Origin of the sequence: Nonomuraea rhodomycinica (assembly GCF_013363995.1) — a bacterium.
Lineage (GTDB): Bacteria > Actinomycetota > Actinomycetes > Streptosporangiales > Streptosporangiaceae > Nonomuraea > Nonomuraea rhodomycinica.
The window spans coordinates 264,701-280,441 of record NZ_JABWGO010000004.1; the positions used below are offsets into that span (position 1 = coordinate 264,701).

General features: G+C 73.6%; 15 protein-coding genes. 13 read left to right on the forward strand and 2 right to left on the reverse strand.

All coding sequences use genetic code 11. From position 1 onward, the window contains the following. Positions 1 to 69: 69 nt before the first annotated feature. Complete coding sequence (locus HT134_RS19955; RefSeq protein ID WP_175601927.1) at positions 70 to 684, forward strand: superoxide dismutase family protein; 615 nt, start codon at positions 70 to 72, stop codon at positions 682 to 684. Between the two features lie 95 nt (positions 685 to 779). On the opposite strand, the gene HT134_RS19960 is transcribed toward HT134_RS19955, so the two are convergent. Further along, positions 780 to 1,601, reverse strand: coding sequence for a spermidine synthase (locus tag HT134_RS19960; RefSeq protein ID WP_175602223.1), 822 nt, complete (start codon positions 1,599 to 1,601; stop codon positions 780 to 782). A 51-nt stretch (positions 1,602 to 1,652) separates the two neighbouring features. On the opposite strand from HT134_RS19960, the gene HT134_RS19965 reads away from it, so the two are divergent. From HT134_RS19965 to HT134_RS19985, 5 genes are all read left to right on the forward strand, one after another. Then, positions 1,653 to 3,185, forward strand: coding sequence for a penicillin-binding transpeptidase domain-containing protein (locus HT134_RS19965; RefSeq protein WP_175601928.1), 1,533 nt, complete (start codon positions 1,653 to 1,655; stop codon positions 3,183 to 3,185). Positions 3,186 to 3,262: 77 nt separating this feature from the next. Then, entirely contained in the window at positions 3,263 to 3,910 is a 648-nt protein-coding gene (gene trhA, locus HT134_RS19970; protein WP_175601929.1) for a PAQR family membrane homeostasis protein TrhA, read from the forward strand. An 88-nt stretch (positions 3,911 to 3,998) separates the two neighbouring features. Next, positions 3,999 to 4,532, forward strand: coding sequence for an HdeD family acid-resistance protein (locus tag HT134_RS19975; RefSeq protein WP_175601930.1), 534 nt, complete (start codon positions 3,999 to 4,001; stop codon positions 4,530 to 4,532). Positions 4,533 to 4,607: 75 nt separating this feature from the next. Then, positions 4,608 to 5,882, forward strand: coding sequence for an L-lysine 6-transaminase (gene lat, locus HT134_RS19980; RefSeq protein WP_175601931.1), 1,275 nt, complete (start codon positions 4,608 to 4,610; stop codon positions 5,880 to 5,882). Between the two features lie 120 nt (positions 5,883 to 6,002). Next, positions 6,003 to 7,859: a hypothetical protein gene (locus HT134_RS19985; protein WP_175601932.1), complete on the forward strand. Its 1,857-nt coding sequence runs from the start codon at positions 6,003 to 6,005 to the stop codon at positions 7,857 to 7,859. 60 nt (positions 7,860 to 7,919) lie between these two features. On the opposite strand, the gene HT134_RS19990 is transcribed toward HT134_RS19985, so the two are convergent. Then, positions 7,920 to 9,179, reverse strand: coding sequence for a nucleotide sugar dehydrogenase (locus HT134_RS19990; RefSeq protein ID WP_175601933.1), 1,260 nt, complete (start codon positions 9,177 to 9,179; stop codon positions 7,920 to 7,922). A 215-nt stretch (positions 9,180 to 9,394) separates the two neighbouring features. Here HT134_RS19990 and HT134_RS19995 point away from each other — a divergent pair, with 215 nt between their 5' ends. The 7 genes from HT134_RS19995 (at position 9,395) to HT134_RS20025 (ending at position 15,703) form a co-directional block, all read left to right on the forward strand. After that, positions 9,395 to 10,450: an ice-binding family protein gene (locus tag HT134_RS19995; RefSeq protein WP_175601934.1), complete on the forward strand. Its 1,056-nt coding sequence runs from the start codon at positions 9,395 to 9,397 to the stop codon at positions 10,448 to 10,450. A 39-nt stretch (positions 10,451 to 10,489) separates the two neighbouring features. Further along, the gene (locus HT134_RS44750; protein ID WP_217708106.1) at positions 10,490 to 11,221 is read left to right on the forward strand and encodes a collagen-like protein; all 732 of its coding nucleotides are present in this window, start codon (positions 10,490 to 10,492) and stop codon (positions 11,219 to 11,221) included. Positions 11,222 to 11,336: 115 nt separating this feature from the next. After that, positions 11,337 to 12,491 (forward strand): dTDP-4-amino-4,6-dideoxygalactose transaminase, encoded by a 1,155-nt coding sequence (gene rffA / locus HT134_RS20005; RefSeq protein ID WP_312888257.1) that lies wholly within the window; start codon positions 11,337 to 11,339, stop codon positions 12,489 to 12,491. After that, positions 12,491 to 13,291, forward strand: coding sequence for a GNAT family N-acetyltransferase (locus HT134_RS20010; RefSeq protein WP_175601935.1), 801 nt, complete (start codon positions 12,491 to 12,493; stop codon positions 13,289 to 13,291). The genes rffA and HT134_RS20010 overlap by 1 nt, the downstream gene beginning before the upstream one ends. Beyond that, positions 13,288 to 13,800, forward strand: a complete 513-nt coding sequence (locus HT134_RS20015; RefSeq protein WP_175601936.1) for a GtrA family protein — start codon at positions 13,288 to 13,290, stop codon at positions 13,798 to 13,800. Before HT134_RS20010 ends, HT134_RS20015 begins: the two co-directional genes overlap by 4 nt. A 79-nt stretch (positions 13,801 to 13,879) precedes the next feature. Further along, positions 13,880 to 14,947 carry a glucose-1-phosphate thymidylyltransferase gene (locus tag HT134_RS20020; RefSeq protein ID WP_175601937.1) on the forward strand — a complete coding sequence of 356 codons (1,068 nt, stop codon included), beginning with the start codon at positions 13,880 to 13,882 and terminating at the stop codon, positions 14,945 to 14,947. Positions 14,948 to 14,989: 42 nt separating this feature from the next. Continuing rightward, positions 14,990 to 15,703 (forward strand): class I SAM-dependent methyltransferase, encoded by a 714-nt coding sequence (locus HT134_RS20025; RefSeq protein ID WP_175601938.1) that lies wholly within the window; start codon positions 14,990 to 14,992, stop codon positions 15,701 to 15,703. The last annotated feature ends 38 nt before the right edge of the window (positions 15,704 to 15,741 follow it).

Consider the following 15,741-nt stretch of genomic DNA (forward strand, 5'->3'; position numbering starts at 1 on the left):
CCCTCCACGAGCCGGCCGTACCCGCTCGTGACGCATCCTTTGTCACCACCCCGGGGGTTTTCCATGCGCATGCCCGTACCCATAGTGCTGTTCGCCCTGCTGGCGGCAGGCTGTGCGCCCACCACGGCCGGCCAGGCCGGCACCGCGCAGAGCCAGGAGTCGCCGGCCCAGGAGGCCGCCGCCCACACGCCGTCGCCGGAGCCCACGCCCGGCGCCGAGGGCGCCGCGAAGGCCAGGTCCGGCTCGCTGTCGTCCAGCGGCAACTTCACGGCCGACGGCAAGCGGGCCGTCGTCTACGCCCGCAAGCTGGCCCCGGAGGGGGCGCGGGCCAGCATCACCGTCGAGTCGTCCAGCGGCCAGACGCTGTCGTCGCTCGTCGTCGAGGGCCTGCTGCCCAACCGCACCTACGGCGCCCACCTGCACACCAAGCCGTGCGGTCCCAAGGCCGACGACGCCGGCCCGCACTACCAGCACGAGAAGGGCGAGGTCAGCGCCGCCAACGAGGTCTGGCTCGACTTCACCACCGACGCCTCCGGCGCCGGGCGCGCCACCGCGCGCAACTCGTGGACGTTCGCCCCGGGCCGGCGGCCGCACTCGCTGGTCATCCACGCCAAGCCGACGACCGCCAACGGGCCGAAGGCGGGCGAGGCCGGCGAGCGCGTCGCCTGCCTCACCCTGGGCTGACCCCGACGAGGCTCTGGCCGGTGCGACGCCGCCGGCCGGGGCCTCTTCGCTTCACTGCCCGGCCGGGCCACCGGTCCCCGCGCCGGGACGGCGGGTCAGCCGAAGACGGCGGGAGGCGGGACGGGGGCCAGCACCGGCTCGCCGTCCCGGATGGGGGCCGCCCCCGCCACGAAGCGGGTCAGCGCGTCCCCGTGCAGGCACCGGGCCTGGGTGAGCCCCCCGGCGGCGCGGCGCGTGAGGAGGTCCACGGGCAGGGCCGTGCGCGAGGCGGCCAGGATGAGGTTGCCGAAACGGCGTCCCCGCAGCACACCGGGCTCCGAGAGCAGCGCGACGTGGCCGAAGGTGTCCTGGACCGTGGCCGTGAGCCGCCGCGCGAAGGCCAGTCCCTTGCCGTCGGCGAGGTTGACGAGCAGCGTGCCGGACGCCCGCAGCACCCGGGCGAGGTCGCCCATGTACTCCGCGGTGGCCAGCTCGACCGGCATGGTCGCCCCGGCGAACGCGTCGAGCACGACCAGGTCGGCCGAGGAGTCCCAGACCCGGGCCGCGCCCTCGCGGCCGTCCATGACCAGCACCTTCAGCCGCGGCACCGACCGCAGGTCGAGCTGCTCGCGGATGAGGTTGACGAGCAGGCCGTCGGGCTCGATGACGATGTGGCGCGAGCCCGGCCGGGTGGTGGCGACGTAGCGGGGGATCGTGCAGGCGCCGCCCCCCACATGGACGCAGCTCAGCGGCCCCTCGGGAAGGACGTCGATGACGTCCGCCATGAGCTGCACGTACTCGAAATCCAGATATGTGGGGTCTTGTAGGTCCACATAGGACTGCGGTACGCCATCCTTGGACAGCACCCAGCCGTCCTGCCGGTCCAGATCCCGGAGCAGTTCGATCTCGCCGAAGGTCACCGGGTACAGGCCGGGCATCGGTTCGCGCTGTGCTCGTGCCACGTTGCTGCCTCCCTGGGAGAACACCGTATGCGACGAAGAAGGCTGATCGTGCTCGTCGTCGCGGTTCTGGCGATTTTGGGTGCGTACGGCTTCGCGGTCGCCGCGGCCGGCCGGGTGCGGGGCAGCGCCGGGCAGACGGCCGAGTCCTACTTCCGGGCCTGGCGGGAGGGGGACGTGCGGGGCATGGCCCGCCTGGTCTACCAGCCGCCGGCCGACTTCGTCTCCCGCCACCTGGCCCTCACCAGGGACCTGGACGTGGAGAAGATCGAGCTGCGGCCCGGAGCGGTCAAGGGCACGGGGGAGGGCACCGCCGAGGTGCCGTTCACGGGGGTGCGCACCTTGCGCGGCTTCGGGGCCTGGCCGTTCGCGGGCACGCTGCGCCTGGCCGTACGGGACAAGGTGTGGAAGGTGCTGTGGGCTCCCGAGACGCTGCACCCGCTGCTGGCCGCCGGCGGCGCGCTGGAGATCGTGGACCTGCCGGACGCGAAGGCCGAGATGCTGACCAGCGAGGGCGACCGGATCCCGCACGACAGCTACGCCGACGCCTATCTCGACCGGCTGGCCCCGGAGTTCGCGGCCACCGGCGGAGGCCGGGCCCTGGTGGCCACCGCGCCCGGGAAGCCGCAGCAGCGGCTGCTGACCAAGGCCACCGATCCGAAGACGCAGCGGACCACCCTGTCCCGGCCGGTGCAGGCGGCGGCGGCCCGCGCGCTGGACGGCGTGGCGGACGCGGCGGTCGTCGCTCTGCGGCCGAGCACCGGCGAGGTGCTGGCGGTGGCCGACCGCCTGGCCGACGGCCAGAGCGCCTTCGACACCCTGTACCCGCCCGGCTCGACGTTCAAGACCATCACCGCGGCGGCGCTGCTCGGCGGCGGGCTCGATCCGGCGGCCGAGCTGCCCTGCCCGGCCGACTACCAGATCCCCTTCCACCGCTCCTTCCAGAACGCGGGCCTGCAGGACCACGGCGCCGTCACCTTCGCCGACGCCTTCGCCCTGTCGTGCAACACCACGTTCGTCGAGCAGGCCACCACCCGCCTCGGGCCGGGGGAGCTGCGCACCACGGCGGGGGAGTGGGGGTTCGGCCGCGCGCTGCCCACGGGCGTCGGCGGCACCTGCGGCACGATGGAGGAGCCGGAGGACGAGGACGTGCTGGGGGCCGACGCCATCGGCCAGGGGACCGTGCAGGCCACCCCGCTCTGCATGGCCGCGGTCGCCGCCGCGGTGCAGAGCGGCACCTGGCGCTCACCGCGCCTGCTGCCCGAGAAGGAGGCGCGGCGCGTCGACGGGCCGCAGCCGGAGCCGGTCGCGCTGGACCAGGGCGCCGTCGAGGCGCTGCGCGGCATGATGGCGGCCGTCGTGGACCACGGGACGGCGAGCCAGGCGGGCCTGCCGGCGGGGGTGGCGGGCAAGACCGGGACGGCCGAGACGCCCGACGGCGCCGACCACGGCTGGTTCATCGGCTACCGCGACGACCTGGCGTTCTGCGTCTTCGTCCGGCACGGGGGAGCGGGCCGGACGGCGGCGCTGCCGATCGCCGCCCGCTTCCTCAACGGTCTGTGACCTCCGCGGCCCGCGACCTCTGACGGACGCGTTCCGCCGACCGTTGGAAGCGCATAAGTTACGGTACCGTAGGTTTCATGACGACCGTCGCCGTGAAGCCTCGACTGCGTGGCTGGTTGCATACCGGAGCCCTCCCCGTGACGCTGGTCGCCGGCTTCGTGCTCGTGGCCCTCGGCCCCACGCTCCAGGCCCGCCTCGCCTCCGCCGTCTACGCCATCACCTCGGGCCTGCTCTTCGGCGTCTCGGCCACCTACCATCGCGGCACGCTCGGGCCGCGCCTGGCCGAGGTGCTGCGCCGCTTCGACCACGCCAACATCTACCTGATCATCGCGGGCACCTACACGCCGTTCGCGCTGCTCGCGCTCACCGGCGCGGCGCGGATCGCCGTGCTGTCGGTCATCTGGGGCGGCGCGCTGGCCGGCGTGGTGTTCCGGGTGTGCTGGATCGGCGCGCCGCGCTGGCTCTACACCGTCCTCTACCTCGCCCTCGGCTGGACGGCCGTCTTCGTGATGCCGCAGCTGCTGGAGGGCGCGGGGGTGGCCGCCGTGGTGCTGGTCGCCGTCGGCGGCGTCCTCTACAGCGCCGGCGCGATCGTGTACGGCCTGCGCCGCCCCGACCCGTCGCCCGGCTGGTTCGGCTTCCACGAGGTCTTCCACGCCTGCACCGTCGCCGCCTACCTGGTGCAGTACATCGCGGTGTCGATCGTCGTGTACTCCCACATGTGACTCCGCGCGACCTGGGCAGGCCGGGCGATCGCCGACTTTTGACCCGCCGCTGGTCTGCTCTCGGGATCCTTCTGGAGATCACACCAATATGGACCAACTCGCGCGCATCTGGTGGCTCATCCTCGTACGGGGCATTGTGGCCATCATCTTCGGCATCCTCGCGCTCATCTGGCCCGCCATCACGCTGCTGGTGCTGGTGATCATCTTCGGCGCCTACGCCCTCGTGAACGGCATCTTCTCGATCGTCGCCGGCGTCCGGCACAACGCCACGTCGCGGGCCTGGCTCATCATCTCGGGCGTCCTCGGGGTGCTGGCCGGCATCGTGGCCTTCGTGTGGCCCGGTGTCACGTCGCTGGCCCTGCTCTACGTCGTGGCGTTCTGGGCCATCTTCAGCGGCGTGTCGGAGATCGTGGCGGGCATCCAGATGCGCAAGGTGATCCAGAACGAGTGGATGCTCATCATCGGCGGCGCGCTGTCGGTGATCTTCGGCATCCTGCTGCTGGTCTGGCCGGGCGCCGGGCTGCTCACGCTCGTCTGGCTGCTCGGCATCTTCGCCATCATCTACGGCATCACGATGGTCGTCCTGTCGTTCCGGGTGAAGAAACTTCCGGCAACGGCGTAGATATCCAGAAATTTTCCGGATGAATGGGGGTAGGGGCGGGCAAGTATGTCCCTGTCGCTTCGTCGTGGAGGAGTCATGGACGTACACGCCCGTCTCGCCCGCCATCTACTCGTCGACGGCTACCACCTCGTGCTCGACCTCGACCGCAGCCAGGGCTCCTGGCTCGTGGACGCGCGCGACGGACGCCGGTACCTGGACTTCTACACCTTCTTCGCCTCCGCGCCGCTGGGCGTGAACCCGCCGCTCGACGCCGGCAGCGCCGAGCTGCTCGGCCGGGTCGCGCGCAACAAGCCGGCCAACCCCGACATGTACACCGAGCAGCTCGCCGACTTCGTCGAGACCTTCATGCGCGTGCTCGGCGACCCCGAGCTGCCCCACCTGTTCTTCGTGGAGGGCGGCGCGCTCGCCGTCGAGAACGCGCTGAAGACCGCCTTCGACTGGAAGAGCCGCCGCAACGAGGCCGCCGGCCGCTCGCGCGACCTCGGCACCCAGGTGCTGCACCTGTCCCGGGCCTTCCACGGCCGCAGCGGCTACACCCTCAGCCTGACCAACACCGAGCCGGGCAAGACCGACCGCTTCCCGAAGTTCGGCTGGCCCCGCATCGACGTCCCGGCGGTCCACCTCGGTGACGTCGAGACGGCCGAGGCACGGGCGCTGGGGCAGGCGCGGACCGCCTTCGAGCGGCACCCGCACGACATCGCCTGCTTCATCGCCGAGCCGATCCAGGGCGAGGGCGGTGACAACCACATGCGCCCGGAGTTCCTGCAGGCCATGCAGAGCCTGTGCCACGAGTACGACGCGCTGTTCGTGCTGGACGAGGTGCAGACCGGCGGCGGCACCACCGGCACGCCCTGGGCCTACCAGCAGCTCGGCCTCGCCCCGGACATCGTGGCCTTCGCCAAGAAGGTACAGGTGGGCGGCATCATGGCGGGCCGCCGGGTGGACCTGGTGCCGGACAACGTCTTCCAGGTCAGCGGCCGGATCAACTCCACCTGGGGCGGGGGACTGGTGGACATGGTCCGCTCCCGCGCCCTGCTGGAGATCATCGAGCGGGACGGCCTGATCCCGCGGGCCGGCCGGCTGGGCGCGCTGGTGGTGGAGCGCCTGACCAAGCTGCAGGCCGAGCGGCCCGAGGTGGTGTCCAGCGTGCGCGGGCGCGGCCTGATGTGCGCCTTCGACCTGCCCGACCGGGAGCGCCGGGACGCCCTCGTGACCCGGTTGCGTGAGGAGCAGGGGGTGCTGGTGCTGCCGTGCGGGCCGCGTTCGGTGCGACTGCGCCCGGCGCTCAACATCACCGAGGACGAACTCGACCACGGCCTGCGGGCGATCGCGGCGGCACTGGACACCTGACGCACGACCCCCTTTCCCGGCCTCCCGGCGCTCCCCGAAACCGCCAAGCCTTGGCAAGAACATCGCCGCGGGCGGGCTTTCCGGCATCGGGGAGGCCGGGACGTCGCCAGGCTTTCCCGCATGGCCGAAGCTCCACCGTTCCCGCGTACCGCGCCCCTCGCCGCCGAGCCCCTGACGGAGGGCTCCGCCGCCCCGCCCCCGCTGCGGCCCGCCGGCTGGCTGCCGGCGCTGGCCGTGGCCGGATGCGTCGGGGCGGTCCTCGGCTACCACGGCGTCGCCTTCGCCGACCTGGCCGTCTTCACCGTCTACGCCGGGCTCGGCCTCACCCTGCCCGGCGTGCTCTGGGTGCGGGTGCTCTACCGCCGCCCGCACACCCTGCCCGAGGAGCTGGCCCTGGGCCTGGCCCTCGGCTACGCGGCCGAGGTCCTCTGCTACCTGCCCGCCCGCGCCATGGGGATGCCGCTGCTCGTGGCCGCCTGGCCGATGGGCACGTACGCGCTGTTCGCCGCCGTGCCGCGGCTGCGCGCCCACTGCCGGCGGACGCGCCGGGCCCGCGCCCCGCTGTGGTGGTCGTGGTGCCTCGCGCTGGGCGTGATCGGCCTGACCCTGTGGATCGGAGCCGGCTACTTCGCCGCCCACCCCGTCGCCGCGCCGCCGGCCGCCGCCCTGCCGCACCTCGACATGGTGGCCCGGCTCATGAGCCACGGTCCGGACGGCGGGCCGTTCGGCCACGACTGGTTCGTCCACGCCCACCTGGCCGCCGCGAGCTGGGTCACCGGCGTCGCGCCGTCCGTGCTGCTCCTCCGGCTGGCCGCGCCGCCCATGCTGGCCGCGCTGGTCGTGCTGCTCGCCATGGCGGGCCGCCGCTTCACCGGCTCGCGCCGCCAGGCGCTGGCCGCCCTGGCCGCCGCGGTGTTCGTGGCGGCGCCCGTCCTGTACACCGGGAACGCCGCCGGCGTCCTCGCCTGGACCCCGCCGCAGGAGTGGGCCGCGCCCGCGCAGACCTTCGGCGCGCTGCTGTTCGCGCCGCTCGTGGTACTGCTGGTCGACCTGTTCGGCGGCCGGGCGCCGGGGCGCGGCGCGTGGCTGGTCTTCGCCGTGCTGCTCGCCGCGCTGGCCGGGGCCAAGGCCGTGTACGTGCCGCTGCTGGCCGCCGGGCTGCTGGCCGTCGTGGTGGTCGAGACGGTCAAGTGGCTGTCGCCGCCCCGCCGCGTCGTCGTCGCGCTCGGGCTGACGGGGTGCGCGCTCGCGGCGCAGGCGGCGCTCCTCGGTGACGCCTGGCAGGGGACGGCGGTCCGGCCGCTGGAGTTCGTACGGGCGACCTGGGCCGGGCTGACCGGCGCGGCGGACACGGCCGGGGCGCCGATGTCGTCGCTGGCCGGCGTCGCCGCGCTGGGCCTGCTGTGCGGGGCGATCACCTGGAGCGGCGTGCTCGGGCTGGTCCGGCGGCCCCGGCTGCTGGGACGCCCGCCGGTCGTGCTGGCGCTCGGCATGGGCGCGGCCGGGCTGGGCGCGGTGCTGCTGCTCGGCGACCCGTACCTCGCCCAGGGCGACTACCTCCAGGCCGCCTGCCCGTACCTCGCGATGGCGGCCGTCCACGGCCTCGGCTGCGCGGCGCGCAGGGCGCACGTCACGCTCACGGCGGGCCTGTGCGCGGTGCTGGCCGGCGCGGCGGCCGCCTGCGCCGTCCGCTGGGTCTTCGGCGTCCACGTGCCGCTGCGGCCGGGGGCCGGGGAGCTCGCGCTGTACCTGCCGTACCTCACGCTGGCGGGCGTGGTGCTCGCGGCGGGGGCGCTGCTGGCGGCGGCCGGCCAGCCGCGGGCGCGCGTCCTCGCGCTGACGCTCCTGCTCGTGACGGCGGCGGGCACGCCGGCCGCCTGGCTCGGCCGGGCGCTGCCGGTCGCGCCCCCCGTCGCGACCGCCCCGGCGCAGCCGGCCGGTCCCGGAGAGGTGACCGGGCCCGTCTCCGGGACCTGAGGCCGCGGACATGGCGAAGGCCCTCCGGCCACCGGCCGGAGGGCCTTCGCGCGCGTCACGTCACAGCACCTCGACGTTGGGGCCACGGCAGCGGTTGCGGGTGTCGAAGACGTACGGGCTGACCTCCTGCACCAGCTCGTAGTCGAACACGTCGTGGTCGGTGAGCACCAGGACCGCGTCCGCCTCGGCCAGCTCACGGCGCGTCGCCTCGACGATCTCGATGCCCGCGGGCAGCCGGCAGTCCGTCACGTGCGGGTCGGCGGCCCGTACCCGGGCGCCCAGCTTGTGCAGCGACTTGACCACGTCGATGGCCGGGGACTCGCGGCAGTCGCCGGCGTTCTTCTTGTACGCGAGCCCGAGCACGACCACCCGGCTGCCGTTGAGCGCCTTGCCGCGCTGGTTGAGCGCCAGCATGAGCCGGTGGACGACCCGGTCCGGCATGTGGTCGTTGATGTCGTTGGCCAGCTCCACGAACCGGAAGTTGTGCCCGAGGCTGCGCTTGACCTTCCACGACAGGTACGACGGGTCGATCGGCAGGCAGTGGCCGCCGACGCCCGGGCCCGGCGTGAACCGCATGTAGCCGAACGGCTTGGTCGAGGCGGCGTCGATGGCCTCCCAGACGTCGATGCCGAGCTGCTCGGCGAAGATCGCCAGCTCGTTGACCAGCGCGATGTTGACGTGCCGGAACGTGTTCTCCAGCAGCTTGCACAGCTCGGCGACCTGGAGCGAGGACACCGGCACGACCCGGTCCACGACCCGCTGGTAGAAGCCCTGGATCCGCTTCAGCGAGGCCGCGTCGATGCCCGAGACGACCTTCGGCGTGTTCTCCAGGCGCCACACGGCGTTGCCGGGGTCGATCCGCTCGGGGCTGTAGCCCAGCAGGAAGTCCTCGGGGGCGCGCAGCCCGGAGCCCTCCTCCAGGATCGGCAGGAGGTACTCCTCCGTGGTGCCGGGATAGGTGGTCGACTCCAGGACCACCGTGGCGCCCGGCCGTACCAGCGGGGCGATGGAGCGGCCGGCCGAGGCGATGTGGCAGAGGTCGGGGGCGCCCTCCGACAGCGGGGTCGGCACCGTGATCACGCAGAGGTCGAAGCCCTCGGCGTCGGCGTAGTCGGTGCTGGCGAGGTAGCGGCCGCCGCGCAGCGCGGCGGCCACCTGCTCGTCGCCGATGTCCTCGACGAACGACTCGCCGGCGTTGAGCCGCTTGACGCGCCACTCGTCGACGTCGATCCCCACGACGTCGAAGCCGGCCTCGACCGCCCGCATCGCCAGCGGCAGGCCGACGTATCCCTGGCCGACGACTACGAGTTTCTCTCCCATGTCTGGACCCCCGTCACTTCGAGATGAGATATCACCTGACTGTAGGAGTCAGGTGATCTCGCACCGCCGATTCGGCGAGAGGCCCGGCGTGTCGCCGTGGGCCCGGGCAGGGGGCGGACGGCGAAGGTCGCACCACAGGCAAGGACTGGCAAGAAGATCGCCGAGGTGGGATGTACGCGCGGGTCGCCGGTGAGCTCCTCGCCACACTTGCGGGCATGGCCAATCTTTCGCCGCGTTCATGGCTGTCCGTCGGGTTGACCGGCGTCCTGGCCATGGGCCTGCTCACCGCCTCCACCTGGAGCGCGGACGCCCGCCAGGAGCCGATCGACCTCGGCGAGGCGTGGGGCGTCGCGGTGCTCGCGGCCCTCGCCGTCAACAGCGAGGAGCTGACGCGCGTCACCGGTGACGTCGCGGTCAGCCCCGGAGGCGTCGTGACCGGCTTCCCGCCGGGCGTGGTGCTCGGCCGGATCTACCGGGGCAACGGGGAGGCGGCCCGGATCCGCGGGGACGTGCAGTCGGCCTACCAGGAGGCGCAGGGGCGGGCGGCCAACGGCGTCATCCCCGCGCAGCTCGGCGGCCGGACCCTGGGGCCCGGCGTGTACTCCAGCAAGAGCGGCGCCTTCGTGATCGACGGCACCCTCAAGCTGGACGCCAAGGGCGACCCCGACGCGGTGTTCATCTTCCAGGCCGACACGACGCTGAACACCGCCGAGGTCAGCAACATCGACGTCCTCAATGGCGCCCAGGAGGACAACATCTTCTGGGCCGTCGCCAACACCGCCAGCCTGGGGACGCTGTCCACCTTCCGCGGCAACATCCTGGCCCGCAACGGGATCGTGGTGGACGACGGCGTGCAGATGGTCGGGCGGGCGATGTCGCTCGACACGTCCGTCAGCATCGACGGCACCGAGACGAGCCCGAGGACCCTCATCTCGATGCCGAACCGCCCGCCGACGGCCGCGACCCTCACCTCGTCGCCGAACCCGTCCCGCCTGCGCGAGCCGGTCACCTTCACGGCCGTCGTCGACGGCGACGTCAACGGGGTCAAGCCGGGCGGCGAGGTGATCTTCAAGGACGGGGCCACGGTGATCGGCTCCGCCCTGCTGGACGACCGGGGCGTCGCCCGGTTCACCACCGACGAGCTCACCAGGGGCGTGCACCAGATGAGCGCCGTCTACCTGGACGAGGGCAGCGCCGTCAACGAGGCCTGGGTCTACTGGCAGCCCAGCCAATCCCCCGTCATCGAGCACCAGGTGCTCAACCGCCGATAGGACCTGACCGACACAGGGGGACGTGCAGTGTTTCGTGGGATGAGAACGCCGGCGCTGGTGCTGACGATGGCCTGCGCCGCCTGGGGCCTGGCCGGAGTGGACCCGGCCCCGGCAGGAGCGCGGGCGGCGACCGGCACGGCCGCTGCCGCCGGCGAGAGGGCCGGGAAGGGCTTCGCCGCGCACGGGCGCTGCCGCAGGCACCACTGCGGGTGCCGGCGCGCCTGGTGCGGGCGGCCCTGGCCGGGGCCGCCCGGACCGCCCGGACCGCGCGGGCATCGGGGCGCCCGCGGTCCGCAGGGCGTGGCGGGACACGAGGGCGCCCCCGGCAAGGACGGCGCCAGCGGGCCCCAGGGGCTGCAGGGGCCGCAGGGGCCGCGCGGCCCCCAGGGGCCCGCGGGTCCGCGGGGCCCGGTGGGCCCGGCCGGCGGCGACGGACCGAGCATCGGCACGACGCTCGTCTCGCTCACGTTCCCGCCGTTCGACACCAACTTCGCGGGGTACGCCCGGGGCGGCGACACCTGGATCCGCGACCCGCGCAGCGACGCGCCGTGGCACAGCCTGAGCCAGGTGGACAACTACCCGGGCGACGTGGTCGGCGTCGCGGTGACCGAGGCCGTGCCGCTCGACGCCCTGCTGGTCACCGTGGTCACCGCGGACGGCCGGCTGGCCGAGACGACCTGCCGGTTCAGCGAGGGCACGCCGCCGCCCCCCGGGCCGGCCTGGGGCACCACCTACTGCGACGACTTCCGCCCGATCACCCCACCGGCCTGACGGACTCGCCCGACCGGCCGCGGCCGGTCGGGCGCGGGTAAGGCTTGCGCAACGGGTGCGTCACGCGCGGTGGCGCGCCGCCTGCCCGGGCGCGGCGCCGGGTTTCACTGCGGCTGTGAGCACCACCGCGGTGAGAACCGTTCCCTTCAACCGGCCGTATGTGAGCGAGCGCGAGCTCGACTACGTCGCGGAGGCCGTCCGCAACGGGCGGACCTGCGGCGACGGGCCGTTCACCCGCCGGGCGAGCGCGCTGCTGCGCGAGCTGACCGGCGCCCGCCACGCGCTGCTGACCACCTCCTGCACCCACGCCCTGGAGATGTCGGCGCTCCTGCTCGACCTGCGGCCCGGCGACGAGGTGATCGTGCCGTCGTTCACCTTCATGTCCACGGCCAACGCCTACGCGCTGCGCGGCGCCGTGCCGGTGTTCGCCGACTGCCGGCCCGACACGCTCAACCTCGACGAACGCCTCGTCGAGGAGGCCGTCACCGAGCGGACCCGGGCCATCGCCGTCGTCCACTACGCGGGCGTCGCCTGCGCGATGGAGGAGCTGGGCAAGCTCGCCGACCGGTACGGCCTCGCGCTGGTCGAGGACAACGCGCACGGCCTGGGCGGCTCCTACCGGGGCAGGCCGCTCGGGTCGTTCGGCGACATGGCCGCGCAGAGCTTCCACGAGACCAAGAACGTCCAGTGCGGCGAGGGCGGGGCGCTGCTCGTCAACGACGACGAGCTGGCCGCGCGGGCCGAGATCGTCCGGGAGAAGGGCACCGACCGCGGCCGGTTCTTCCGCGGCCAGGTCGACAAGTACCGCTGGGTCGACATCGGCTCCAGCTACCTGCCGTCGGACCTGCTCGCGGCCCAGCTCACCGGGCAGCTCGAAGCGTTCGGCGACATCCAGCGCCGGCGCCTGGAGGTGTGGCGGGCCTACCACGAGGGCCTGGCCGGCTGGGCGGCGGCCAACGGCGTCGGCCGGCCGACCGTGCCGGAGGGCTGCGAGCACCCCGCCCACCTCTACTACCTGATGTTCCGCGGCCTGGACAGCCGCCAGGCGTTCATCGCCCACCTCGCCGAGCGGGGCGTGCAGGCGCCGTTCCACTACCAGCCGCTGCACGACGCGCCCGCCGGCCTCCGGTACGGGCGACCGGCGCCGGGCGGCTGCCCCGTCACCGAGCAGGTGGCCGACCGGCTCGTGCGGCTGCCCCTCCACGCCGGCCTCGGCGAGGAGGACGTGGCGTACGTCATCGACGCCGTCCGGGAATTCGAGGTGCGCTGATGGCCTGGCAGGACGTGATCGAGTCGCGGGAGGTCAGGGCGGTGCCCTCGCCGCTGGAGTCGGCCCGCTTCGGCCGCCCGGTGGAGCGCCTGACCGTCGGCGCCGACGCGGAGGAGGCGCTGGACGCGGTCCGCGAGGCGGTCCTGGAGTCGGCGGCGGACGTGATCGTGCTGCGCTACCCGGCCGAGCGCGTCGGCTGGTTCGCCGGGCTGACCGGCCTCGGCCGGACCGCGATCTTCGCCGACTGCCTGGTGTACTGGAGCCTGCGCGCCGGCCGGGGCCGCCCGCCGGCTCCGGCGCCCGGCCTGCGAACCGGCCCGCTCGGCGACCCGGACGCCGTCGGCGCGCTGGTCGCCGACATCTTCGCCGCGTACGGCAACCACTACCTCGCCGACCCGCTCCTCGACCCGGCCGCCGCGCTGGCGGGCTACCAGGAGTGGGCGGCGCGCTCCGCCGCCGAGGGGAGCTGCGTGGCGCTCCACGACGGCGCGCGGGCGCTGGGGATCGCCACGCTGGAGGACGACGGCCCCCGCACCGAGATCCTGCTCGCCGGCGTGGTCTCCGCCGCCCAGGGGCGCGGCCTGTACGCCCACCTGCTCAAGGCCGTCGAGGACCACGCGCTGGCCCGCGGCGGGAGCGAGGTCGTCATCTCCACCCAGAGCCACAACACGCGGGTGCAGCGGGCCTGGGCCAGGTACGGGTTCGTCCCGGTGCAGGCGCACGTCACCGTCCACCTGGTGCGGACGGCGCTGCTGAGCTCGGCGGGCGGGACGGCGCCGCCGCGCCCGGCGGGCGCGTGAACGCCCTGACCCGGCCGCCGGCCGCCCGCCCGGCCGCCCGGCCTGGCATGGCGCACCGGCTCGCCTACCTGGCCGGGGGCGGCGCGACCGCCGTCATGTACTACGGCATCCTGGCCGCGGCCCTGGCGGTGACGGGGGAGCGGGTGCCGTACCTGGTGCTGGTGGTGGCCAGCCACCTCGTCACCGTGGTGATCGTGTACCCGTGGTACCGGCTGGTCGTCTTCCCCGGAGCGGGACACGGCTGGGTGGCCGGCTACCTGCGCTTCTACGCGGCCGGGCTGAGCATCCTGTCGGCGTCCCTCGTGGGGCTGCCGATCCTGGTGGAGCTGGCCGGGCTGCCCGTGCTGGCCGCCCAGGCGCTGATCATCACCATGACGTTCTCGCTCAGCTACGCGCTGCACCGCGCCTGGACGTTCCGCCGGGGCAGACCGTCGCGGCGGGGCCGGGAAAGGTCCGGCAACCCGCCGCACAACCTTCGGCCAAACCGCAGCGCGGCGAGGACCCGGTGATCCGGGCCGTTCGTAGCTTCGGGACCGACATGCTCGATCACCACGGGCCACGCGCTCGTCGCGAAAGGACGCCACGGCGATGAAGGCGCTCGTGCTGGCAGGAGGCAAGGGGACGCGGCTGCGCCCGCTCACCCACACGTCGGCGAAGCAGTTGGTGCCCGTCGCGAACAAACCGGTCCTGTTCTACGGCCTGGAGGCCATCCGGGCGGCCGGGATCACCAGCGTCGGCATCGTGGTCGGCGACACGGGGGCGGAGGTGCGCGAGGCCGTCGGCGACGGCTCCCGGTTCGGGCTGGAGGTGACCTACATCCCCCAGGAGGCGCCGCTCGGGCTGGCCCACTGCGTGCTCATCGCCCGCGACTTCCTCGGCGACGAGCCGTTCGTGCTGTACCTGGGCGACAACTTCCTCATCGGCGGGATCGCCGACCTGGTGGACGCCTTCGGCGCGGCCGGCCACGACGCCCAGATCCTGCTCACCAAGGTCGCCGAGCCGCAGTTCTACGGCGTCGCCGAGCTCGGCCCCGACGGGCAGATCCTGCGGCTGGAGGAGAAGCCCGCGAACCCGCGCAGCGACCTCGCCATCGTCGGCGTCTACACCTTCTCCCCGGCCATCCACGAGGCCGTGCGCTCCATCGAGCCGTCCGCGCGGGGCGAGCTGGAGATCACCGACGCCATCAAGTGGCTCATCGACCACGGCTACAGCGTCCACTCGCACTTCGTCAGCGGCTACTGGAAGGACACCGGGCGGCTGCAGGACATGCTGGAGTGCAACCGGATCGTGCTGGAGGCGATCGGCCCCGACATCCGGGGGAGCGTGGACGGCGCCTCGGAGATCAGCGGGAACGTCGTCGTCGAGCCCGGGGCGTCGGTGGAGGGCTCGGTGATCCGGGGGCCCGCCGTCATCGGCGCCCACACCGTGATCCGCGACTCGTACGTCGGGCCGTACACCTCCATCGGCGAGAGCTGCCTGATCCGCGACAGCGAGGTGGAGTACGCGATCGTGCTGCGGGACTCCTCGATCACGGGGATCTCCCGGCTCACGTACTCGCTCATCGGGCGCAACGTCGAGGTGACCCGGGCCCAGGGCATGCCCAACGCCTGCCAGCTCATGGTGGGCGACCACAGCAAGGTCCAGGTGCGGGCCTGACGGCACGGCCACCGTACCGCGTGGCCCGATCGAGGAGAGGTCATGGAGGCTACGGAGATCCGCCGCACGGTCGAGCTGGAGGACCACCACTGGTGGTACCGCGAGCGGCGCGCCATCCTCGCCCGGGAGCTGCGCAGGCTGCGCCGGTACGGGCCGCCCGGCCGGGCGCTGGACATCGGCGCGGCCGGCGGCGGCAACACGCGGGTGCTCGTGCGGCACGGATGGGACGCGCTGGTCGCCGACCACTCCGAGCTCGCGGTGGAGCTGGCCCGCGAGCGGGGGCTGCGCGCCCTTCACGCCGACGCGCGTGAGCTGCCGCTGCCCGACGACTCCTTCGACCTGGTGTGCGCCTTCGACGTGCTGGAGCACATCGAGGAGGACGGCCGCGCGGCCGCCGAGATCGTCCGCGTGCTCAGGCCGGGCGGCACGGCGCTGATCACCGTGCCGTGCGACATGGCGCTGTGGTCGGCGCACGACGTGGCCTCCGGTCACGTCCGCAGGTACACCCGGCCGACCCTGCGCGCCCTGCTCGCCGGCCAGGGGCTGGTCCTGGACCGGATGTGGAGCTGGAACGTGCTGCTGCGGCCCGTGGTCGCCCGCCACCGCAAGAGCAGCTCCGGCTCGGACGTCATGGAGCTGCCGTACCTGGTGAACCTCGGGCTCATGGCGGTGATCACGGCCGAGCGCTACCTGCCGGTGCGGTCGCTGCCCGGCGTGTCGCTGATCGTGCGGGCGCACCGCCCGGCGCACGGTTAGCATGACGTTCCATAGCGGCTCAGTTACTCAGAGCAGTA